This window comes from Hoeflea sp. (assembly GCF_984452065.1).
This window is the reverse complement of record NZ_CFHWAF010000085.1, coordinates 1-20,108: the sequence shown is the minus strand read 5'-3', so window position 1 is coordinate 20,108 and position 20,108 is coordinate 1. Positions and strand designations below refer to the sequence as shown.

Here is a 20,108-nt window from a genome sequence, read left to right as displayed (position 1 = left end):
AAGGGCCTGCGCCTGCCATTGATCCGGCTTCAGCGAGGTGACGATGAAGCGTGGGCTTTGGTGACCGATGACAAAGGGATCGTATCCTCCTAACCTGGCGAGATGTCGAATCGACCATGGTCAGATGCCGAAAACGATATAATTGTTGCCGATTACTTTGCGATGCTGGCTGACGATATCGCCAATCGGCCCTACAGCAAGTCCGACTGTAACCAGCAACTAAGAACGAGGATTGAACGGTCGCGCAAGTCGGTCGAGTTCAAACACCAGAACATCAGTGCCGTGCTGAAGGGGCTTGGTGAAGACTGGATTCCTGGATACAAGCCGGCGTTTCATTTCCAGTTGTCGCTCATTGATGCCGTGGTCCGTTGGCTTGCGCGAAATCCGGACTGGCGCGCCAAGGTCCTTGACACCCATCCGACGCAAGAACTCCGTGAGAACGCAAAGCTTTGGATCGGACCTCCACCCACGATGTCGAACCAACCGCCGCCAAAGGAATTGGAGCAAATGCTACATATCGCTCGGAAGTTCGACGTCGCCGGCAGAGACAAACGAAACCGGGCTCTCGGACTGGCTGGCGAGGAACGTGTCCTGGAGCATGAACGATTTGTCCTGAGCAGTGCAGGCCGCCGCGATCTTGCTAAAAAGATACGCTGGGTATCTGAAGAAGATGGTGATGGCGCGGGTTACGACATTGCGAGCTTCTCGCCAGACGGGAAGGAGCGATTGATCGAGGTAAAGACGACAAACGGCTGGGAGCGAACCCCCTTTCAGATTACACGCAACGAATTAGCCGTCGCCGACGAGCGGCGTACCGAATGGCGTCTGTTTCGCCTCTGGAACTTTTCACGCGAACCGAGAGCGTTCGAATTGTATCCGCCACTGGATGCTCATGTCTCGCTGACGGCGACTCTGTTTCAGGCGAGCTTTCAACAAGTATGATTCGTTTCACCGGTGCCTAAGCATCTGGCATATAGCGGCTTTGAGCGAATGTCGGGATCGGTGGTTCCGGGCCCTTTGCAACCAAATAAACGTCGTTAGCTCAACGAGGGAGCAGCATGTGTCTATCGGGATGCCTCGCGCGAAGCTGTCTCTGGTATCATATCAAAACGGCATGACATTCTCACCGTGTACTTTGAAGGTGGCATGCAACGGTCTTCGTTTCGTTGACTGCGCCCTCTGAGTTGCCGCGATCATTGGAATTAGGAGCTACCGACAGTTCGCTGGGAACGTCGCCTCCGCGGGAACTGGCCGTGTTGCACGAGTTTCAGGGCAGGGTCCTTCTTAGTCACCTCCGTGAACCACTTCCAGCCGTCGTACTTGTCGCCTGTCTGCTGCAGATGCGTATAGCGCTTGAGCGACGTCTACGAACGGTGCCCGGAGTTGCTTGCGACCTTGGGGATATTGAAGCCAAGCTCGAACAGTCTGGAAACACCGTCGTGTCGTAGATCATGGAAACGAAGATCGGTGATGCCCAAAAGCTTGCAGGCTCGTGTGAAAGACGCGCCGATCGCGTCCGTCGTGTAGGGGAATATCTGTTCGGCGACTTTGGGCATTGCCTGGACGATTGAAAGCGCTTCCTCCTGCAGGTCGCACCACACATCGTTGCCGATCTTCTGACCCGGATTTTTCATATCACGTACAAGTACGCGCCGGCCTTCCTTGTCCAGGTCTTTCCAGGTGATCCGGATGATCTCCTCCTGCCGGCGGGTTGAGAAGATGGCGAAGGCAATGATCCGGTGCATCGGAATCGAGGACGGTCTGGCAGCCGACCGATCCTTGAAATGCTGCATGAGCTTATCGAGTTCGTCGAGGGTTGGTCGACGATCGCGTTCACGGCTCTTTGTGGTTAGACCCAGCCGGTCGGCGACGATCCAGGCGTCTTGCATGGCTTGCCGGTCAAGAGGGTAGTCCCAGGCAGGGCGGGCGATCGCAAACACAGCGCCGAGGTGAGAGAGATAATTCGAAACAGTCTGCGGCTGAACACCACTCGCGAGTTTCTCGCGCGCGAATGCGACAATATCGGCGCTGGTGATCGAGGCACATGTTTTGTCGGCGATATCGAAATCCTTGATGCTCCTGAGCACCTGCGCTTTCGTGCGCCCGATCTTTTTATTGCTTTCACGTATATAGAGGTCTATCGCGTCCGAGAGCGTTGGGTCCTGGTTCCCGCTCGACTTGGATTTGAGTGCGGCTTCAAGCGCGCCAGGTTGTCCAAGCTGATCTTCGCGTTGGCTGAGCCAGGCGTTGGCCGTCGACCGGAGTTCGAAGGTTTTGTTCTCACGCAGAACGATCTTGCCGCCGCGCTTTATGACAATCTGCGCGAGCCATGCTACAGATCCGTCCTTGCGTGAACGCTTTACGATAGTGCCCATATCGGTACGACATTTGTTGTACTTTCCGGGTAAAAAGGTACGAAATGAGCCGAAACGAGGCAAGAGTAAAAATGAGAAATATGGACTAAGTGGTGGAAAAAGAAAGGAAATCTCAGTTCTTCGCAGATCGCCGTTTCGCCGTCGCGCCGATGATGGATTGGACGGATCGGCATTGCCGGTATATGCACCGGCTGCTGACGAAGCGGGCGCTGCTTTATACCGAGATGGTGGTGGCCGATGCGGTCATTCACGGCGATCGGGACAAGATTATCGGTTTCGACCCGGTGGAGCATCCGGTTGCCCTGCAGTTGGGCGGCTGCGAACCGGAGAAACTGGCCGCCGCGAGCCGCATCGTTGCGGGCGAGGGCTATGACGAGATCAATCTCAATGTCGGGTGCCCGTCCGACCGGGTGAAATCCGGGCGCTTCGGTGCCTGTCTCATGCGCGAGCCGCACCTCGTCGCCGCCTGTGTCGAGGCGATAAGGGAGGCTGTCGCGGTCCCGGTGACGGTCAAATGCCGCCTCGGGGTTGACGATCAGGACCCGGAAGAGGCGCTCGACACTATGGCTGACGCCGTTTTTGCGGCGGGTGCGGACGCATTATGGGTTCATGCGCGCAAGGCTTGGCTTCAGGGGCTCAGTCCGAAGGAAAACCGTGATATCCCGCCGCTCGACTATGATCGTGTGTTCCGGCTTAAGCAAAAATATCCAAGCCGATTCATTGGTTTAAACGGCGGAATTGAAGATTTGAATCACGCGGGGGCGCTGCTGCCGAATGTCGACGGCGTCATGCTCGGGCGTGCGGCCTATCACAATGCCGGCCTGCTGGCCGATGTTGACCGGATGTTCTTTGCAGACAACAGGACGGTCGACTGGATGACGGTGCGCGATGCGATGATGGAGCATGCAGCCCGCCACATCGCTTCCGGCGGCCGGCTGATCCATGTGACCCGTCACATGGTCGGGCTGTTTCACGGCCTGCCGGGGGCACGGCGCTTTCGGCAGATCCTTTCCGGCGGTGCCGGCCGGGAGGATGCCGACCCGGCGATCATCGCCGAAGCATTTGCCTGCGTGCGCATGCGTGAGCCGCTTGTCGCGTAAACTCCTGTTCAAGGGCTCGTTATTGCGTCGTTCTTGTCGGGCGGACTCGATATGCGTCAAATAGGGCTGTATTCACCGACCCAGCCACACCGCACGGAGAGGCCATGGGCAGCCCGCCGTTGACATTCGATCTGCCCGGTGCCTTGCTCGCGGCATCGGACAACGAACTGGAGCGGCTGGCCGAGGCGGGCCGCACCGTCAGGGAAAAGCTGCGGTTGCTGAAGAAACCGGGGCAGAACCTCGTCGGTCAATGCCTTGCCCATCAAGGAACATTCCATGGGGATGAGCATTATCCCAAGGGCGACGTCTATGCTTCCGAGTCCCACGCCCGATACTACTATCATGCCCATCGACCGGAGAGCGGCGAACACGGTCACTTCCACACATTCGTGCGTGCCAAGGATATGCCCCGCAAGATGAAACCCGCATCCTATTCGGGCAATGCGGAGCGGTCGAAGGGAAAGGACGCATTATCCCATTTTGTGACGATAGGTGCGCGGGCGATGTCGCGCCACGATGTCTTGAGGGATTTGTGATGGTCCGACTTCGGGGCCGTCTTGTCAGTGGCCGGGTTTGCCGGTCTTGCCGCGGGTCATCTGCCGGCGTCGCTTTTCGCCGTCCGCCTCGTGGGAGCCGGCGCCGATCTTGCCGCGCCTGACCGGCTTGGCCATGTCGGTTCCCGGACCCATATCGTCGAGCGTCGGCTTCTGGAAATAGCCGCCGCGTTCGCTGCGGGGCAGGGGGCCGCGCGGTTTTCCCTTGCGTTGGCGTTGTGCCTTCGGGCTGGCCGCCATGTCATTCTCGAGGCGGGTGAGCGGGTCGTCCATGACGGCGAGTTCGGTTTCCCGCAGCCGTTTGATCTCGTCGCGCAGGCGCGCGGCCTCCTCGAAATCGAGATCCGCGGCGGCATCGCGCATTTTCTTTTCCAGATCCTCAAGATGCGCGGCGAGGTTGTTGCCGATCATCTCGCCGGTTTCCTTGAAGCCGGATATATCGGCGCGGACATGATCCTGCTCGTAGACGCTGTCGAGGATATCGGCGATCTGGGCCTTGACGCTCTCCGGAGTGATGCCGTGTTCCTTGTTCCACGCCATCTGTTTCTCGCGCCGGCGGTTGGTCTCGGTCATCGCCCGGTCCATGGAGCCGGTCACCGTGTCCGCATAAAGAATGACCTTGCCGTCGACATTGCGGGCCGCGCGGCCGATGGTCTGGACCAGCGAGGTTTCGGAACGCAGGAAACCTTCCTTGTCGGCGTCGAGGATCGCCACAAGCCCGCATTCGGGAATATCCAGACCCTCGCGCAACAGGTTGATGCCGACGAGCACGTCGAAGGCGCCGAGCCTGAGATCGCGGATAATCTCGATACGCTCCAGCGTATCGATGTCGGAATGCATGTAACGCACGCGCACGCCCTGTTCGTGCAGATATTCGGTCAGATCCTCAGCCATGCGCTTGGTCAGGACGGTCACCAGCGTGCGGTAACCTTCCTGCGTCTTCAGGCGAATCTCGTCGAGAACATCGTCGACCTGGTTCTTGGCCGGACGAACTTCCACGGGCGGATCGATCAGGCCGGTGGGCCGGATGACCTGTTCGGCGAAGACGCCGCCGGACTGTTCCAGTTCCCAGCCGCCGGGCGTGGCCGACACGGCAACCGTCTGAGGCCGCATGGCGTCCCACTCCTCGAACCGCAGCGGCCGGTTGTCCATGCAGGAGGGCAGGCGGAAGCCGTATTCGGCGAGCGTTGCCTTGCGCCGGAAGTCGCCGCGATACATGGTGCCGATCTGGGGTACTGTCACATGGCTTTCGTCGAGGAAGATCAGAGCGTTGTCCGGGATATACTCAAACAGGGTCGGCGGCGGCTCGCCCGGTGCGCGTCCCGTCAGATAGCGCGAATAGTTCTCGATGCCCTGGCAGGAGCCGGTGGCCTCGAGCATCTCCAGATCGTAGCGGGTGCGCTGCTCAAGCCTTTGCGCCTCCAGCAGCCTGCCGGTGCGTTCCAGTTCCGCCAGCCGGTGGACCAGCTCTTCGCGGATTGACTTGATTGCCTGATTGAGTGTCGGGCGGGGCGTGACATAGTGCGAATTGGCGTAGATCTTGACCGATTCGAGCTGGTCGGTTTTCTGCCCGGTCAGCGGATCGAACTCGGTGATGGAATCGATTTCGTCGCCGAACAGGGAAATGCGCCAGGCACGGTCTTCAAGGTGGGCCGGGAAAATCTCGATCGTGTCGCCGCGCACACGGAAGGTGCCGCGCACGAAATTCATGTCCGAGCGCCGGTATTGCTGGGCGACGAGATCGGCGAGAAGCTGGCGCTGGTCTATCCGGTCGCCGATCTGCATCTGGAACGTCATCGCGGTATAGGTCTCGACCGAACCGATACCGTAGATGCAGGAGACCGAAGCGACGATGATTGCGTCGTCGCGCTCCATCAGCGCGCGTGTCGCCGAGTGGCGCATGCGGTCGATCTGTTCGTTGATCGACGATTCCTTCTCGATATAGGTGTCGGAGCGCGGCACATAGGCTTCCGGCTGATAGTAGTCGTAGTAGGATACGAAATACTCGACGGCGTTGCCGGGAAAGAAATTCCTGAATTCACCGTAGAGCTGGGCGGCAAGCGTCTTGTTCGGCGCCAGGATCAGCGCCGGGCGCTGGGTTGTCTCGATCACCTTGGCCATGGTGAAGGTTTTGCCGGAACCCGTCACGCCCAGAAGCACCTGGGTGCGGTCGTCGTCGCCGAGGCCGGAGACAAGGTCGGCGATCGCCGTCGGCTGATCGCCGCTGGGCTCGAATTCCGTCTTCATGCGGATTGCGATACCGCCCTCGGATTTCTCCGGACGGGCCGGCCGGTGCGGCACCCAGGCCTGGCCGTCCTTGAACAGGGGGTTTCCCGATTCAATCAGTTTGGACAGGGCCTCGACCGTCGCGGTGACGCCGCTGCCGCCGGAGGTGTCGTGGTTTTTTCCCCCTTTGGCCTTTGCCGGGCTTTTACCTCCTTTTGTCTCAAGGGCTTCCGCGTCCTCAAGCGAGATATCGAGGCCTGCGACCGGGTTGAGGCCAGCGGCCGCGCGCGTCTTCGGATCCTTGCTTCCGCCGATGGAGGTGCCCCGTGCCGTGCGACCGGCGGTCGTTTTGCGGCCCGCCTTCGATTTTGTCTTCAAGGGCTTTTTTGCCTCACCGGCAATTTCCTGCGCCCAGGAACCGATCTCACCGGAAAGCGGGGTGCCTTCAAGCGGCGGTTGAGGGCTCTCGCCGAAGCCGTCCGGGCGGTTTTTCCTGTCTTTGGAGTTCATGGAGCGAATATGGCGACCGGAGGCAAGAATGGGAAGGGCTTGATAGGCTGAATCACCACCCTCCTGACAACACACTGTCAGGAGGGTGGTAGTGTGCGAGTCATGTCCGGCACACCTGCCGGTTTGCATTTGTGCCGGGTGTCAATAATGTGAATCGACGTCGAAACTGGATACCGGCCAAAGCAGTCGAAACGGGGTATGTTATGAACGCTGAAAAAGAGGCTCAAGCGGCAGACAACGCGAATGACCGAAGCCCCGGCAGGCTGCGTGAGATCCTGATCGTCGCCGGCGCGCTTTTGATTGGCGGCGTGCTGATGTTCGGGATCTATATCTACTGGAATTTCGAGCGGGACCATCCTTCGACACAGAACGCCTATATCAATGCCAACTATGTCTGGCTTTCTCCTCAGGTCGACGGAGAAATCGCCGAGGTCTTTGTCCGGGACAATCAGTTTGTGAAAAGCGGAGACAAGCTCTTTCAGATCGACCCAAGCCTGTATGAGGCTCAGCTCAAGGCGGCGGAAGCCAATCTCGTTCTTGTTCATCAGGAAATCGAGGCCGGCAAGGCCAGGGTGGCCGCCGCGGAGGCGCAAGTCGCCGAACAAAAGACCGCCGTCGAGACGGGCAAGTCGCTGGCCGACAGCACCAGGCCGCTGGTGCGTGACGGCGTGGAACCCGTTCTGAAAGGCATTGAGGTTGAAAACAGCCTGGTCGCGGCACAATCGAAACTCGCCACGCTGCGGGCGGACCTGACCGTCGCACAGAGGGAGTACGGAACGCCGGAGGTCATACAGGCGAAGATCGACGATGCCGAGGCGACCCTGGCCGAAGCGCGGCTCAACCTTGACTGGACCACGGTGGTCGCGCCGGCGGACGGATATGTCACCAACCTGACCCTGAGGCAGGGCGATGTCGTCAGTTCCGGCGACGATCTCTTTCCCTTCATTGACTCGCGGGTCTGGTGGATCGACGCGAATTTCAAGGAAACCAACGTCGACCGCATCAAGGCGGGACAGCAGGTCAAGGTGACGCTCGATATGTACGGCGACAAGGCGTTTTCAGGCGTGGTCGAGAGTATCGGTTTCAGCTCCGCCGCCTCTTTCTCGCTTTTGCCGGCGCAAAATACGACCGGCAACTGGGTGAAGGTGACACAGCGCATACCGGTTCGTATCAAACTTGAGACGATCGATCCGGATTATCCCTTCCGCATCGGCGCCAGCGCCTCGGTGGAGGTCAACACCGACCCGCCCGCTTCGGCGACAAGCCGGTAAGAGGCGGTTGCTGAAGCCATGTCCGAGGAACCGGCCCATCAGATAAAGCCGCTGCCGCCCGGCTTCCAGCGCAACATGATTATCGTGACGACGCTGTTCATCTCGCTGATGGCGTCGATCGACCTGACAATCGTCACCGTTGCGCTGCCCTATATGGCGGGCAATCTGAACGCCACCTCGGACGAGGTGACCTGGGTGGTGACAATGTTTGCCGTCGGGCAGGCGATCGTAATCGGGATCACGGGACATCTGTCGCGCGTTATGGGACGCAAAGTGCTGATTCAGGTGGCGGTCGTCGGTTTTGTCGCATCCTCCGTCGCCTGCGGTCTTTCCGGGGACCTGGACATGATCGTCGCTTTCCGTTTCATCCAGGGCCTGTTCTCCGGTCCCCTTATACCCCTGTCGCAGGCCATGCTGATCGACGCGGTGGAGGAGAAGGAGCGCGCCAGGGTCCTTGCATTCTGGGTGGTCGGCGTCATGGGCGGTCCGGCGCTCGGACCCATGCTGGGCGGTTATCTGGCGCAGGACCTCGACTGGCGCTGGAATTTCTGGGTCAACGTTCCGGTCGGCGCTGTGGCGCTGATCATGATCCTGACATTTGTAAGGAAAACGCCGCATATTCCGATGCGAACCGACTGGCTCGGCCTCGGCTTCCTCATTGCAATGCTGTCTGCCTTGCAGATCGGCCTCAATCAGGGTGACAAACTCGACTGGTTCGACTCCCATCTGATCGTTTATCTGTTCCTGATATCGTTTGTTGCGGCACTGGTCGTTGCCGGACGGGGAATCTATCTCGGCAAGCGCCACATTATCGACGTCTGGCTGTTTGCCGATCTTAATTTCACCTTGTGCTGCGTGGTGGTGACCATGATGGGCAGCACGTTCCTCGCGTTGATGATCATTGCGCCGCAGCTCTTTGTGGACGTGCTCGGCTGGCAGGCCTCCACGGCAGGGGTCGTCATCGGATGTTACGGTATCGGCGGCGTCACGGGCAGTTTCATTGCCGGGCGGCTGCAGTCCTTCATGTCGTTCAGATACAGTTACATCCTGGCGTGCCTGATCATGGGGTCGGGCTGGTTCTGGTTCAGCCGGCTCGACGGGAATATCGGCATGTGGCAGGCCGTTCCGCCCGGCGTTCTGATCGTTTTCGGCATGATGCTGGTGTTCCCGATCCTCGCGGCACGCGCCTTTGCAAACCTTTCCCCGGACAGACGGGATGAGGGGGCCGGGCTTTTCAACCTGACAAAAACACTTGGCTTTTCGTTTGGGACAACCGCCGTTGGCACGCTCATCTACAATGGCAACCTCGCCAACTGGACGCGCCATGTCGGCGAGATCAATCCGGCCAATCCGGCGCTCAACCAGTATCTCGACAGCCTTGGCGGCGTCTCCTACGACACGCAGATCGCCTATGTGGCCGAGCTTCTGTACGATCAGGCTCAGCTTCAGACCATATTCCAGATCGCCCAGCATCTTGCCTTCGCGACATTCGCGCTTGCACTGCTCGCGGTGTTCTTCGGCGATGCCGCCAGACAAAAGGGTGGCGCTTACGCCGGCTGGCTTGATGTCAGGCCGTTCGGACGGATTTTCAAAGCGGCCAGATTTGCAGGCTCACGATGAAGAACTCCGGAATGGTCATTAAGCTTACGGGTTGATCGGCGTCGGTTTGCCGCTCTCGTCGAGCGCGACCATGACAAAATGACCGACGATGACCTTTTCCTTGAGGGGTTTGAGATAGCGCTGCACCCAGGCTTCGACTTTCAGTTGCATGGATGTGCGACCGGTGCCTTCGATGTTCGTGTAGACACAGAGCGTATCGCCGACATGCATCGGTTTTTCGAAGACCATTTCCTTCACCGCGGCTGTCACGACGCGCCCGCCGGCGTGCTCGGCGGCGCGAATGCCGCAGGCCAGATCCATTTGCGCCATGACCCATCCGCCGAAGATGTCGCCCGCCGCATTGGCATCGCCCGGCATGGCGAGCGTGCGAAGCGTCAGGTCGCCCGTCGGCGTTTCTGTCTCTGTCGGTGTCATTGTCCCCTCCGGTCTCGCTCGAAGCGACTGATAGCGGCTTTCTGGCACAATGCAACAGCAGGCCGGTTTGTGTGGGCTAACGGTCCCCGAAACGCTTGCAGATCTTTACCCGGCAGGAGGGGTTGTCCCGGGTCGGAACCGTCGCCAGACTGGCGATCGAGCGGGAGCCGCAAAACGTGCTTCCGGAAACATAGCGGTTGTAGATCGGAACGGACGGGTTGCTTTTGGAGTTGTATCGCAACTGTGCGACGCCATCCCGCTTGACGATGGACTGGACCTGACTGCAGGTCATGTTGCGGATGTCGTATGATTGTACAGCTCCGGCCGGTGCGACCATAAGCAGGGCTGACAGGGAAAGAGCCAGGCGCTTCATTTCATCCTCCCGCGGGTGTTTGGGTCTCTTTATGCCGATAGCCCCGCGCGTGTCGTCGGGGCCATCACTTGCCTGTCATTCATGCGGCCCGGGCGTAAAAGTCCGCCGCATGAGCTATCCGATATCAGTCGTTAAACAGAAGACTTTCGCTGATGTCGGCACATATGCGAACGGGGCAATTGGCCCGGTCCTTTGACGGAACAAATGCCCGTTTTGCGAATTCGTTCGGTGAACAGAACAATCCGTTGCGAACATAGCGATCATAGATCGGCAAGGATGGGTTTCGTGCCGATTGCCAGCGAAGGATTGCATCTCCGTCGCGGTTGACGGCCTGCTGCACGGCCGCGCAGTTCATGCCTTGCACGTTGTAGCGGTTTATCGCCAGAGCCGGCGAACTGACCGAAATGATGCAAAGGGCTAACAGAATTCGTTTCATGGCGGATTTCTCCCTGGTGCCACCACGCGCCTGAAGCATGCCTACATTATCTATGTAACCTCGGGCGCAATTGCCATAGTGGTCCGCGCGCGGGCCCTGATATCCGCGCGCGCGGTTGCCTGTCGCTGTTCTCAATTGCTTGAAGACCGGTCGATTGTGGAGTCCACGCATTTCTTCACCGGGCAACTGGCTCTGTTGCTCGTCGGGACATAAGCGCGTTTGGGAAACTTGTTTCTGTCGCAGAACAGAGCGTTCCTCACAAAGCGGTCATAGAGCGTCAGTTGCGGGTTGCGCTCGGATTGCCAGCGGAGGATGGCGGCGCCGTCCCGGTCGACCGCCTGCTGAACGGCGCTGCAGCTCATGGTCTGCACATTGTAACGCTCGATTGCCAGGGCCGGGACGCTGACCAGCACGATACAAGCTGTCAAGACTACTCTTTTCATGATCTAATTCTCCCAAGTCCGTCATGCATCCAAAGGATGGCCGCATCCGATCGGCGCGGTCTTGAAAGTTAACTATGTCGGCGTAGTGGCATGAACAGAGCAGTTCACGGATTTGCTATAGTTCGCCAGCAAGGCGTGATTGAAACAGCCGCAGCGGCTTGCAATCCGCACCGACGGGCTGATTGCGGCGACGATGTCGGATCAGGCCTCGCCCAATCGTTCCTATAAAGCCAGGCAGCCGGGAGGCAATCATGCAATACGCGATCTTGATCTATGCGACGGAAGGTTTTTTCGAACGGTTGCCCGAAGACGAGCAGGAAAAGGCGCTGAAGCACCACCGCGACCTGCAGCGGGTGCCGCGCGGTTTCGAGGCGGACGCCGCCGCCGCCGAGCTGCTGCGCCGCAAGGGGATTGTCGCCATGACCCGTGACAGGCCGAGGGCGGACGATCGGCTGTTCACCCCGGATGCTGTGGACTATCTGAGCGATATCCTGCGGGCGCTCAGCCCGCTCAATCGCTGGATTAACCGTTACGTCGAAACGGCCTGATCAGCCGGCATCAGGGCATTTTCTTCGAAGCTGCCGCGTGGTATCGAACGCCGATGTTCCAGACCGGTCGCGCGCGGCGCGCATTTTTGTTGTTCGTATCGTTGCTGCTCGCCCTGTCCGCCAACAGCGCCAGCGGGCAGACTGTGCCCGTGCCCAAACCCAAACCTTCGCCTGAGGTTACGCCGCCGGTCCCCAAGACCGCCAAGAGGCCCGGCCTGCCGGATGAGGAACGAGCGTGTCGCAAGCGGCTGGAAAATCTCGGCGTCCGTTTTCAGCCGGTCAAACGCATATACGGCAAAAACGGCTGCGGAATTCGCCATCCTGTGGAGATTACGCGGCTGCCCGATAATGTCAGGCTCTCCGGCCGCACGGTCTTGTCCTGCCCCGCTGCGGCGGCACTCGCCGAATGGTCGGTGAAATCGGCGATGGCCGAAGCGAGGAAGCATTTCGGATCGGATCTGGTCAGGATCGATCAATACGCGTCCTATGACTGCCGGACCCGCAACTCCCAAAAGGGCAGCAAACTCTCCGAACATGCCAAGGGCAATGCCATTGATCTCGGGCGTTTCCACCTGTCCGACGGAACGGTTGTCGATGTTGCGTCACGGCCCAAGAAAGGCGTGCCCGAGCAATTGTTCCTGCAGGAGCTGCGTGAGGCGGGCTGTACGTTCTTCACCACCGTTCTGGGGCCCGGCAGCGACGCCTATCACAGCGACCATTTTCATTTTGATGTCGCCAAACGCCGCGGCGGGTCGCGTTATTGCAGGTAGCGCCGTCAGTTCTTGTCGCTCACGCCGGCCTGCTCGAATGTCGCCATGCCGCTGTGGCATTGCGCCGCCGCCTTGACGATGCCGGCTGCGAGCGCGGCGCCGGTGCCTTCACCAAGGCGCATGCCGAGCGACAGCAGCGGCTCCTTGCCGAGCCGCTCCACCAGTTTTACATGGCCCGGTTCCGCGGACGTATGGCCGACGATGCAATGGTCAAGTGCGGCCGGATTGGCCGCCTGCAGGACCGCCGCCGCCGCCGTCGCGACGTAACCGTCGATGATCACCGGTATGCGCTCCATGCGGGCGGCCAGGATCGCGCCGGCCATTGCCGCGATTTCGCGGCCTCCTAGCCTTCGAAGCAGTTCCAGCGGATCGCCGAGATGCGGCTTGTGCAGCGCCACCGCCCGTTCGACCGCGTCGATCTTGCGGGCCAGCGCCTCGCCATGGGCGCCGGTGCCCGGTCCCGTCCAGTCGGCGGCGCTGCCGCCGTAGAGGCCGTGGCAGATCGCCGCCGCTATCGTCGTGTTGCCGATGCCCATCTCGCCGACGCACAGCAGATCGGTCCCGCCGGCAATTGATTCCATGCCGAATGCCATGGTGGCCGCGCAGGCGCGCTCATCCAGCGCCGCCTCTTTTGTGATATCGGCCGTCGGCATCTCGAGCGCCAGATCGAAGACCTTCAAACCAAGATCGTGCGTGATGCAGATCTGGTTGATCGCAGCGCCTCCGGCGGCGAAATTCGACACCATCTGGGCCGTCACGTCGGGCGGGTAGGGGGAGACGCCCTGACCGGTGACGCCGTGATTGCCGGCGAAAACGGCGACCAGCGGCCGGTTGACGGCCGGCGGGTGGCCGCTCCAGGCAGCAAGCCATTCGGCGATATCCTCCAGCCTGCCCAACGCCCCCGGCGGCTTGGTCAAAACCATATCCCGCTCTCGCACCGCCGCCGCCGCGGCGTCGTCCGGACCCGGAAGACCGGCAATCAGTTGTCGAATATCGTCGAAGGGCAGGCCAGTGGTCGACATCGGTTATGTCCTTGTAAATAAAATGCGCTCCCGCAATAGGATAATTGGTGATAATTGCAAACAGCGCCTGTTGCTATTGTTGAATCGGCGGCTTGTGGCGCTTGAGGAACAAAATGGACGGAATTGTCACAGATACCGCGCGCGCCGTTGCTTTCCTGAGCCGTCTGCCGGTTCCGGACCGGTTTTTCGGTGAAGCCGAAACGGACATGACAACAAGCGCGCGCGCCTATCCGCTGGCGGGGCTGGTGCTTACGCTGCCTGCGGGGATACTTCTGTTTTTGACGCTGGTTTTGGGTTTGTCGCCGGTGTTTGCTGCGGCCCTGGCAATAGCGTGTCAGTTGCCGATAACCGGAGGCCTGCATGAGGACGGTCTTGCCGATTGCGCCGACGGTTTCGGAGCCGGGGGAGATCGCGACAGGATCCTTGTCGTCATGAGGGACAGCACGATCGGCGCGTTCGGCGGACTGGCCCTCATCATGTCCGTGTTGCTTCGTGTCGCCGGGCTTGCGGCGATCGCAATGTCGGCCAGCGCGTTCGCGGCGGCGCTGGCTTTCCTTTCGGCGGCCGTCATCAGTCGTGGCGCCATGGTCTGGCACTGGCATGTCCTGCCCGCCGCCCGTGCGGAGGGCGTTGCGGCGTCGATCGGCCGTCCGGAGAAAGAAACCGCCGTGTTTGCAGTCACTTGCGGCGCCCTTCTTGCCGCTGCACTGGCGCTCACGGCCTCCGGCGTCGCCGGGGCGCTGACGTCGATATTGCTGGTTGCCATAGTCTGTTCAGTATTTGTCCGTATGACTGAACGTGCTGTCGGCGGCCACACGGGTGATACGATCGGCGCAACCCAGCAGATTTGCGAGATTGCCGCTCTGCTCGGGCTTGCCCTTTGGCTCTAGAGTATCCAGATAGGCGGCAGGAACAATGGAAGACGATATCGTGGAATCGCCCTGCATACTGGTCTGTTCGATCGACATGAAAACCGGGTTTTGCTTCGGGTGCGGGCGGACCGGCGACGAGATTGCCGCCTGGCTCGACCTTGCCCCGGGGCAGCGCCGCGAGATCATGGATGCCTTGCCGCAGCGTCTTGAGACGATCGAACGCAAACCGCGACGCGAGACGCGGCGGCGCAGGATCGCGCGTCAACGCGAAGGAGGTTGAACGATGGGCCGTGGCTTGTTGATCATCTTCGGCGTTCTCGGCCTGGGCCTTCTGTTGCTTCTGATCAATCACAACTCCGGCGAAACGCTGGGTCTTCCAAACGACACGTTCGCCTATGTGCTTTATACCGGCGTTTGGGGCGTGGTCGTCGCCGCCGCCGTCGTGGGATCGGGAATGCGTATCGGAGAAATGGCGCGCAATGCGGTGATATGGCTGATTGCGCTTTTGCTGTTGAGCACGGTCTATGTCTACCGTTTCGAGCTTCAGGATGTCGGTTACCGTCTCGCCGGCTCCTTGCTTCCCGGAACGCCGATCAACCGTATTGCCGCCGACGGGCGGGCCGAGGTTATCCTGACGAAAGGCAGCAGCGGCCATTTTCAGGTCAGGGCCGATATCAACGATGCGCGCGTGAACATGATGGTCGATACCGGCGCGACCATGGTGGCGCTGTCCTATCGGGACGCCGAGCGGGTTGGTCTCGATATGAACCGCCTGAGGTTCGAGCGGCCGATTGCGACTGCAAACGGGATGGCGATGGCCGCGCTGGTCACCCTGCCAGAACTGTCGGTCGGCGATATCAGCCGGCGCAATGTCCAGGCCGGCGTCATGGAACCGGGCAAGCTGGCCGAGAGCCTTCTCGGCATGAGTTTCATCGGAACGCTGTCGTCGTTCCACATCAGCCGGGACGAACTGGTGCTTCGCGACTGACCGGTCCGCAGGAACTCCGGCTCAGAACAGGCTCCAGAAGAAACGGGCCGCGACAATCAGCATGAACACACCGAAGGCGGTTTCGAGCTGTCGCCGCTTCAGCCTGTGCGCGGCGCTTGCACCGACGGGCGCCATAAGCAGGGTGATCGGGATCGTCAGGACAACCGCAATCCAGTTCACATAGCCCGTCGAGTAGATCGGCAGGTCCGGATTGCCCCAGCCGGCCCACAGATAGCCGACGAGGCCGGGCCAGGATATCAGAATGCCGAGGCCGGAAGAGGTCGCGACGGCCTGGTGCAGGGGACGTCCGAACGTGGTCATGAATGTGTTGTTCAGAACGCCGCCGCCGACGCCCATCAGCGCCGACAAAAGGCCGATGAAGAAGCCGCAGATCGCCCGGAGGGGATTTTTGGGAAGGTCGTCGGCGAGTTTCCAGTTCTCACGGTTCAGAACCATGCGAATGCCGACAAGGACGGCGATCACCGCAAATATGCCGCGCAGGACCGCGCTGGAGGCGCCGGCGACGATGATTGACGCGACGATCACCCCGAGCGGGACAAAAATCACCCAGCTTCTCAAAAGGTCCATATCCGGCGCCTTACGCCGGTAATGCGCCCTGAACGAGCTGATCGATGTCGGAACTATGACGGCGAGAGAGGTTCCGACCGACAGATGCATGCGCACCGAATCGGGCGTATCGAGCAGCGTGAAGGCCTGGTAGAGAACCGGCACAAGGATGGCTCCGCCGCCTATGCCGAACATGCCGGCCAGAAAACCGGCGACGACGCCGGCAACCGCCAGAACCGAAACGAACCACAACAGCTCTTGCAACGGAACCATGAAATGCTCCTTAAACGCGGCCGGTTTGCACGTCGCCCGGCACGCTGTCAAGCAAAGGAGCGGCGCTTGTTCTTTGCCGGGTCGGGTGTCTCGATGCTGGGTGCGTCGACGAGGATGCGGTCTCTCGGCAGGATCGCCGTTGCCTCGGTGCCTTCCCTCAATTTCGATTTGAGAACGAACTCGCCGCCATGCTCGGCGAGAATGGCCTGGACGATCGGCAAACCAAGGCCGGTCCCCTGTTCGGCGCTCTTGATGGCGATTGACCCTTGCCCGAACGCGGACAGAACCACCGGGATCTCATCCTCGGGAATTCCGGGTCCGTCATCCTTGATCGAAACATACTGGCCGCCCCCGGCAGTCCAGCCGACCTTCAGCGTGATCTTGCCCTTCGGCGGCGTGAACTTGACCGCATTCGACAACAGGTTGAGGATCACCTGCCGCATCGATCTTTCATCCGCCCATACGAGCGGCAGGACCCGTTCGAATTGGGATGAAACGGCGATGTCCTTGTCCCGCGCCTTCATTTCGATCATCGCGATACAGTCTTCGGCGATGTCGCGCATGCTGACCGGTTCTTCGTTGAGCGTGTAACGCCCGGCCTCGATGCGCGAAAGATCCAAAATCTCGTTGATGAGCCGCAAGAGATGATCGCCCGAGCGGTGTATATCGGCGATGTATTCCTTGTAGGTCTCGTTCTCCAGCGGGCCGAGGACCTCGTTTTTCATCACTTCGGAAAAGCCGAGAATGGCGTTGAGCGGCGTGCGCAGTTCGTGGCTCATGGATGCCAGGAAACGCGATTTTGCCAGATTGGCCTCCTCGGCGCGCCGCCGCGCCTCGTCGGAGGTGGAGTTGGCCAGTTCGAGTTTGGCGATCAGCCAGTCCTTCTCTTCCTGGGCCGACAGCATGTTGACATTGGCGTTGTAGAGGCGGCCGGACACAAACAGGAAGAACACCAGGGCGCCCAGCAGCATTGCCAGGATGGAAATCTGTACCGGATTGTCGGGGGGCGAGCCGGCCAGATAGAAGGCCAGGATCGGCGTCGAGAAGACCAGCAGCGGCAGGCGCTGCAATGTGAAACTGGACATCGCCGTTATCGCCATGGCGATGAGCAGGATAACACCCTTGTAAAACGCGTAGTCCATATTGGTGCATGTCGCGCAGGGCTGATAGGCCCAGATCGCCCAGCCTAAACCGGTGACCGCGTGCGTCGCCACGAACCGGAGTTCGATCTTTTTTGCCGTCAGCGGTGTGATTTTCTGCCTTGCGGCGCATTTTGCCATATATGCCATGAGCGCATAGCCGGCGAGCGTGGCGACGACCCAGACAAAGAGGTTTTCCGTGTGGAAGAAGGCGATATTGATACCGGCGGTCAGAAGCACCAGCACCGGCATTGCCGCTGCGCCTTGAACGGCGGAACTGATATACATCGTCACCAGTTCGCGGTCGTACTGGGCGCTGCGCTTGTTATCCGACAACAGCCGGTCGCGCGTCGCCTTCACCGCCCGGGCTATTTCCGGGTTCCGGTGGACGCGCGAACGGTCGACGATATTCATGTCTGCGGGTTTGTTTGCCGAACTCATACCAACACAAAGGATTACCAATGGTCCGGACATTAGGCGTCAATAATTAAAAGAACCTTCAAATAGGCTCAGATAAGCATAAAAACTGACCTATATGTGCACGAACGGCGGATCGTTTGACGCCGCGGAGAAACCGGAGAACACAATGCTGCTTTATGATGGCGGGCGCGCGCCGAACCCGCGTCGGGTGCGGATTTTTCTTGCGGAAAAAGGCATTGAGGTTCCGATGAAGTCCGTCGACATGACGGCGTTCGGCCACAGATCCGAGGAGATTACCGCGCTCAACCCCTATCAGCGCCTGCCGGTTCTTGTTCTCGACGACGGGACGGTGCTTACAGAAACCGTGGCGATTTGCCGGTATTTCGAGGAGCTCTATCCCGAACCGGCCCTTATGGGGACCGATGCGCTGGACCGGGCAACGGTTGAGATGTGGAACAGGCGCATTGAATTGGGCTTTTTGAGTTTTGTCGCCATGGCGTTTCGGCACACCCATCCGGCCATGGTCGAGTGGGAGGTTCCGCAGGTTGAGGAATTTGGTGAAGCAAACCGACCGAAGGCACTGAAACAAATGGAATTTCTGAACGACGAGCTCGGCACGCGAGAGTTTATGGCGGGCGACCGCTACACGATTGCCGACATCACGGCGATGATGGGAATGGATATGCTGAAACCGGCGCGCATCGAACGGCCGATGCGTCTGGAAAACCTGATGCGCTGGTACGAAGGCGTGTCGTCACGGCCAAGCGCGTCAGCCTGACTGTTTCGATGTCTCTGCGCCAACTGCTTCAGGAAATCCGGACATGCCGTGTTTGCCGCGACGAGCCGAAATACGGGACAGCGCTTGCCCATGAGCCGCGGCCGGTCTGCGTTGCACGCAAAGGCGCCCGCGTGCTTATTGCCGGACAGGCTCCGGGCACCCGCGTGCATGAGAGCGGTATCCCCTTCAACGATCCGTCGGGCGATCGCCTGCGGCGCTGGATGGATGTGGAAAGGGACGTGTTTTACGATGATCGCCGTATCGCAATCGTGCCCATGGGCTTTTGCTTTCCTGGCCTCGATGCAAAGGGTGGCGATCTGCCACCGCGCAGGGAGTGCAGGGAGCTCTGGCATGACCGGGTGATTGCAAGTCTTGCCGATGTCCGTATCGCATTGGTGATCGGCCAGTATGCCCACGCCTTCCATCTCGGGCCGCTGCGCGAGAAATCGCTGACGGCGACGGTGCAAAAGTGGCGCTCGCTGCGCGATGCGGTGCCCGGTTTCGTGACCTATGCGCTGCCTCACCCGTCCTGGCGCAACAATGCCTGGCTCAAGAAGAACCCGTGGTTCGAACGCGATCTGTTGCCGGCGTTGCGCTTGGATCTGGCGCACATTTTAAAAAAATGATCGCATTTTTCGTATATTTTGACTTCAAAACAGAAAAACATACCGCATAAAATAAAAAATAGGATTGATTTTTCATATTCAGCTGCGATCTATAGACCGGACTCGGATAATGGAGGCCGACAACGAGCCCGCCATATGACTGGAGAAAACGGATGGACCGACTTGACCGAAAAATTCTGCGGCTGCTGCAGGAGGATTCGACCCTGGCTGTTGCCGATATCGCCAAAAAGGTGGGACTTTCGACCACGCCCTGCTGGCGGCGCATCCAGAAGCTGGAAGAGGAGGGTGTCATCCGGCGCCGTGTCGCGCTGCTGGATCAGACCAGGATCAATGCCAGCGTGACCGTCTTCGTCGCCATCCGCACGAATTCGCATTCCCATGAGTGGCTGTTGCGTTTTTCCGAAGTGATCAGCGAGTTTCCGGAAGTTGTCGAATTCTACCGCATGAGCGGCGATGTCGACTATCTGCTGCGTGTGGTCGTGCCGGATATTGCCGCCTATGACGCCTTCTATCAGCGTCTGATCAAGAAGATAGAAATCCGCGACGTGTCATCCTCGTTCGCAATGGAGCAGATCAAATATACAACGGAGCTGCCGCTCGACTATATGGTGCTCGAGGGCGGCAGGGCGGCGGAGCCGGCGTAGAGCGAGATGAGGTTAGCTTGAAGCATTTGACCGCGATGATTTTGGTCACTGACAAGGCGGGTTGCGCGCCGTGGTGCCACCCCGCCACAAGCGCGAGCCAACGCGGTCAGAGGGCAAAATCGCCCGGCCCGTTCATCTC

21 protein-coding genes and 1 pseudogene are annotated in these 20,108 nt (G+C 59.9%); 13 read left to right on the top strand and 9 right to left on the bottom strand.

The features are described 5' to 3' along the window. The first annotated feature begins 162 nt into the window (after positions 1 to 162). The gene (locus AC5E6N_RS15980) at positions 163 to 942 is read left to right on the top strand and encodes a protein NO VEIN domain-containing protein (RefSeq protein WP_491748743.1); all 780 of its coding nucleotides are present in this window, start codon (positions 163 to 165) and stop codon (positions 940 to 942) included. A gap of 260 nt (positions 943 to 1,202) precedes the next feature. Here the strand turns inward: AC5E6N_RS15980 and AC5E6N_RS15975 are convergent. Further along, a pseudogene (locus AC5E6N_RS15975) lies at positions 1,203 to 2,375 on the bottom strand (tyrosine-type recombinase/integrase). 92 nt (positions 2,376 to 2,467) lie between these two features. Between AC5E6N_RS15975 and dusA the strand changes: the two are divergent. After that, the gene (gene dusA / locus AC5E6N_RS15970) at positions 2,468 to 3,475 is read left to right on the top strand and encodes a tRNA dihydrouridine(20/20a) synthase DusA (protein WP_491748742.1); all 1,008 of its coding nucleotides are present in this window, start codon (positions 2,468 to 2,470) and stop codon (positions 3,473 to 3,475) included. 104 nt (positions 3,476 to 3,579) lie between these two features. Next, on the top strand, positions 3,580 to 4,011 hold the full coding sequence (locus tag AC5E6N_RS15965; protein WP_491748741.1) for a DUF6969 family protein: 432 nt from the start codon (positions 3,580 to 3,582) through the stop codon (positions 4,009 to 4,011). 24 nt (positions 4,012 to 4,035) lie between these two features. Here the strand turns inward: AC5E6N_RS15965 and uvrB are convergent, their stop codons facing one another. Next, positions 4,036 to 6,765, bottom strand: a complete 2,730-nt coding sequence (gene uvrB / locus AC5E6N_RS15960) for an excinuclease ABC subunit UvrB (RefSeq protein ID WP_491748740.1) — start codon at positions 6,763 to 6,765, stop codon at positions 4,036 to 4,038. Positions 6,766 to 6,968: 203 nt separating this feature from the next. Between uvrB and AC5E6N_RS15955 the strand changes: the two genes are divergently transcribed. Then, entirely contained in the window at positions 6,969 to 8,036 is a 1,068-nt protein-coding gene (locus tag AC5E6N_RS15955; RefSeq protein ID WP_491748739.1) for an HlyD family secretion protein, read from the top strand. A gap of 18 nt (positions 8,037 to 8,054) precedes the next feature. Beyond that, the gene (locus AC5E6N_RS15950) at positions 8,055 to 9,656 is read left to right on the top strand and encodes a DHA2 family efflux MFS transporter permease subunit (RefSeq protein ID WP_491748738.1); all 1,602 of its coding nucleotides are present in this window, start codon (positions 8,055 to 8,057) and stop codon (positions 9,654 to 9,656) included. Positions 9,657 to 9,680: 24 nt separating this feature from the next. On the opposite strand, the gene AC5E6N_RS15945 is transcribed toward AC5E6N_RS15950, so the two are convergent. The 4 genes from AC5E6N_RS15945 to AC5E6N_RS15930 form a co-directional block, all read right to left on the bottom strand. Next, complete coding sequence (locus tag AC5E6N_RS15945; protein WP_491748737.1) at positions 9,681 to 10,070, bottom strand: acyl-CoA thioesterase; 390 nt, start codon at positions 10,068 to 10,070, stop codon at positions 9,681 to 9,683. A gap of 76 nt (positions 10,071 to 10,146) precedes the next feature. Then, positions 10,147 to 10,443 carry a hypothetical protein gene (locus tag AC5E6N_RS15940; RefSeq protein ID WP_491748736.1) on the bottom strand — a complete coding sequence of 99 codons (297 nt, stop codon included), beginning with the start codon at positions 10,441 to 10,443 and terminating at the stop codon, positions 10,147 to 10,149. Positions 10,444 to 10,567: 124 nt separating this feature from the next. Continuing rightward, positions 10,568 to 11,065, bottom strand: a complete 498-nt coding sequence (locus tag AC5E6N_RS15935; protein WP_491748735.1) for a hypothetical protein — start codon at positions 11,063 to 11,065, stop codon at positions 10,568 to 10,570. After that, positions 11,011 to 11,322, bottom strand: a complete 312-nt coding sequence (locus AC5E6N_RS15930) for a hypothetical protein (RefSeq protein ID WP_491687748.1) — start codon at positions 11,320 to 11,322, stop codon at positions 11,011 to 11,013. Before AC5E6N_RS15930 ends, AC5E6N_RS15935 begins: the two co-directional genes overlap by 55 nt. A 251-nt stretch (positions 11,323 to 11,573) precedes the next feature. Here AC5E6N_RS15930 and AC5E6N_RS15925 point away from each other — a divergent pair, with 251 nt between their 5' ends. Together AC5E6N_RS15925 and AC5E6N_RS15920 are read left to right on the top strand one after the other, a co-directional pair. Next, positions 11,574 to 11,870, top strand: a complete 297-nt coding sequence (locus tag AC5E6N_RS15925) for a DUF2461 family protein (RefSeq protein ID WP_491748734.1) — start codon at positions 11,574 to 11,576, stop codon at positions 11,868 to 11,870. 89 nt (positions 11,871 to 11,959) lie between these two features. Further along, complete coding sequence (locus AC5E6N_RS15920) at positions 11,960 to 12,640, top strand: extensin-like domain-containing protein (protein ID WP_491748733.1); 681 nt, start codon at positions 11,960 to 11,962, stop codon at positions 12,638 to 12,640. A 5-nt stretch (positions 12,641 to 12,645) separates the two neighbouring features. On the opposite strand, the gene cobT is transcribed toward AC5E6N_RS15920, so the two are convergent. After that, entirely contained in the window at positions 12,646 to 13,662 is a 1,017-nt protein-coding gene (gene cobT, locus AC5E6N_RS15915; protein ID WP_491748732.1) for a nicotinate-nucleotide--dimethylbenzimidazole phosphoribosyltransferase, read from the bottom strand. A gap of 113 nt (positions 13,663 to 13,775) precedes the next feature. Here cobT and cobS point away from each other — a divergent pair, with 113 nt between their 5' ends. From cobS to AC5E6N_RS15900, 3 genes are read left to right on the top strand one after another with little or no spacing between them, the layout of a single operon-like run. After that, positions 13,776 to 14,552, top strand: coding sequence for an adenosylcobinamide-GDP ribazoletransferase (cobS, locus tag AC5E6N_RS15910; protein WP_491748731.1), 777 nt, complete (start codon positions 13,776 to 13,778; stop codon positions 14,550 to 14,552). A 25-nt stretch (positions 14,553 to 14,577) separates the two neighbouring features. Further along, the gene (locus AC5E6N_RS15905) at positions 14,578 to 14,814 is read left to right on the top strand and encodes a DUF1289 domain-containing protein (RefSeq protein ID WP_491748730.1); all 237 of its coding nucleotides are present in this window, start codon (positions 14,578 to 14,580) and stop codon (positions 14,812 to 14,814) included. 3 nt (positions 14,815 to 14,817) lie between these two features. After that, positions 14,818 to 15,522, top strand: coding sequence for a retropepsin-like aspartic protease family protein (locus tag AC5E6N_RS15900; protein WP_491748729.1), 705 nt, complete (start codon positions 14,818 to 14,820; stop codon positions 15,520 to 15,522). Positions 15,523 to 15,543: 21 nt separating this feature from the next. On the opposite strand, the gene AC5E6N_RS15895 is transcribed toward AC5E6N_RS15900, so the two are convergent. Further along, positions 15,544 to 16,362 (bottom strand): sulfite exporter TauE/SafE family protein, encoded by an 819-nt coding sequence (locus AC5E6N_RS15895; RefSeq protein WP_491748728.1) that lies wholly within the window; start codon positions 16,360 to 16,362, stop codon positions 15,544 to 15,546. 47 nt (positions 16,363 to 16,409) lie between these two features. Further along, positions 16,410 to 17,942 carry a sensor histidine kinase gene (locus AC5E6N_RS15890; RefSeq protein ID WP_491748727.1) on the bottom strand — a complete coding sequence of 511 codons (1,533 nt, stop codon included), beginning with the start codon at positions 17,940 to 17,942 and terminating at the stop codon, positions 16,410 to 16,412. Between the two features lie 145 nt (positions 17,943 to 18,087). Here AC5E6N_RS15890 and AC5E6N_RS15885 point away from each other — a divergent pair, with 145 nt between their 5' ends. The 3 genes from AC5E6N_RS15885 to AC5E6N_RS15875 all read left to right on the top strand — a co-directional run bounded on the left by AC5E6N_RS15885 (position 18,088) and on the right by AC5E6N_RS15875 (position 19,969). Beyond that, a complete protein-coding gene (locus AC5E6N_RS15885) occupies positions 18,088 to 18,699 on the top strand; it encodes a glutathione S-transferase family protein (RefSeq protein WP_491748726.1) in 612 nt (203 codons plus the stop codon). Positions 18,700 to 18,707: 8 nt separating this feature from the next. Further along, on the top strand, positions 18,708 to 19,325 hold the full coding sequence (locus tag AC5E6N_RS15880) for a uracil-DNA glycosylase family protein (protein ID WP_491748725.1): 618 nt from the start codon (positions 18,708 to 18,710) through the stop codon (positions 19,323 to 19,325). Positions 19,326 to 19,477: 152 nt separating this feature from the next. Continuing rightward, complete coding sequence (locus tag AC5E6N_RS15875) at positions 19,478 to 19,969, top strand: Lrp/AsnC family transcriptional regulator (protein ID WP_491748724.1); 492 nt, start codon at positions 19,478 to 19,480, stop codon at positions 19,967 to 19,969. Positions 19,970 to 20,108: the final 139 nt, after the last annotated feature.

What these genes read in the sequence shown, in the direction of transcription:
- AC5E6N_RS15980 (WP_491748743.1), top strand. Translation starts at nt 163, where the DNA reads ATGCTGGCTGACGATATCGCCAATCGGCCCTACAGCAAGTCCGACTGT.
- AC5E6N_RS15965 (WP_491748741.1), top strand. Translation starts at nt 3,580, where the DNA reads ATGGGCAGCCCGCCGTTGACATTCGATCTGCCCGGTGCCTTGCTCGCG.
- uvrB (WP_491748740.1), bottom strand. Translation starts at nt 6,765, where the DNA reads ATGAACTCCAAAGACAGGAAAAACCGCCCGGACGGCTTCGGCGAGAGC.
- AC5E6N_RS15955 (WP_491748739.1), top strand. Translation starts at nt 6,969, where the DNA reads ATGAACGCTGAAAAAGAGGCTCAAGCGGCAGACAACGCGAATGACCGA.
- AC5E6N_RS15950 (WP_491748738.1), top strand. Translation starts at nt 8,055, where the DNA reads ATGTCCGAGGAACCGGCCCATCAGATAAAGCCGCTGCCGCCCGGCTTC.
- AC5E6N_RS15945 (WP_491748737.1), bottom strand. Translation starts at nt 10,070, where the DNA reads ATGACACCGACAGAGACAGAAACGCCGACGGGCGACCTGACGCTTCGC.
- AC5E6N_RS15940 (WP_491748736.1), bottom strand. Translation starts at nt 10,443, where the DNA reads ATGAAGCGCCTGGCTCTTTCCCTGTCAGCCCTGCTTATGGTCGCACCG.
- AC5E6N_RS15930 (WP_491687748.1), bottom strand. Translation starts at nt 11,322, where the DNA reads ATGAAAAGAGTAGTCTTGACAGCTTGTATCGTGCTGGTCAGCGTCCCG.
- AC5E6N_RS15925 (WP_491748734.1), top strand. Translation starts at nt 11,574, where the DNA reads ATGCAATACGCGATCTTGATCTATGCGACGGAAGGTTTTTTCGAACGG.
- cobT (WP_491748732.1), bottom strand. Translation starts at nt 13,662, where the DNA reads ATGTCGACCACTGGCCTGCCCTTCGACGATATTCGACAACTGATTGCC.
- cobS (WP_491748731.1), top strand. Translation starts at nt 13,776, where the DNA reads ATGGACGGAATTGTCACAGATACCGCGCGCGCCGTTGCTTTCCTGAGC.
- AC5E6N_RS15905 (WP_491748730.1), top strand. Translation starts at nt 14,578, where the DNA reads ATGGAAGACGATATCGTGGAATCGCCCTGCATACTGGTCTGTTCGATC.
- AC5E6N_RS15900 (WP_491748729.1), top strand. Translation starts at nt 14,818, where the DNA reads ATGGGCCGTGGCTTGTTGATCATCTTCGGCGTTCTCGGCCTGGGCCTT.
- AC5E6N_RS15895 (WP_491748728.1), bottom strand. Translation starts at nt 16,362, where the DNA reads ATGGTTCCGTTGCAAGAGCTGTTGTGGTTCGTTTCGGTTCTGGCGGTT.
- AC5E6N_RS15890 (WP_491748727.1), bottom strand. Translation starts at nt 17,942, where the DNA reads ATGAGTTCGGCAAACAAACCCGCAGACATGAATATCGTCGACCGTTCG.
- AC5E6N_RS15885 (WP_491748726.1), top strand. Translation starts at nt 18,088, where the DNA reads ATGCTGCTTTATGATGGCGGGCGCGCGCCGAACCCGCGTCGGGTGCGG.
- AC5E6N_RS15880 (WP_491748725.1), top strand. Translation starts at nt 18,708, where the DNA reads ATGTCTCTGCGCCAACTGCTTCAGGAAATCCGGACATGCCGTGTTTGC.
- AC5E6N_RS15875 (WP_491748724.1), top strand. Translation starts at nt 19,478, where the DNA reads ATGGACCGACTTGACCGAAAAATTCTGCGGCTGCTGCAGGAGGATTCG.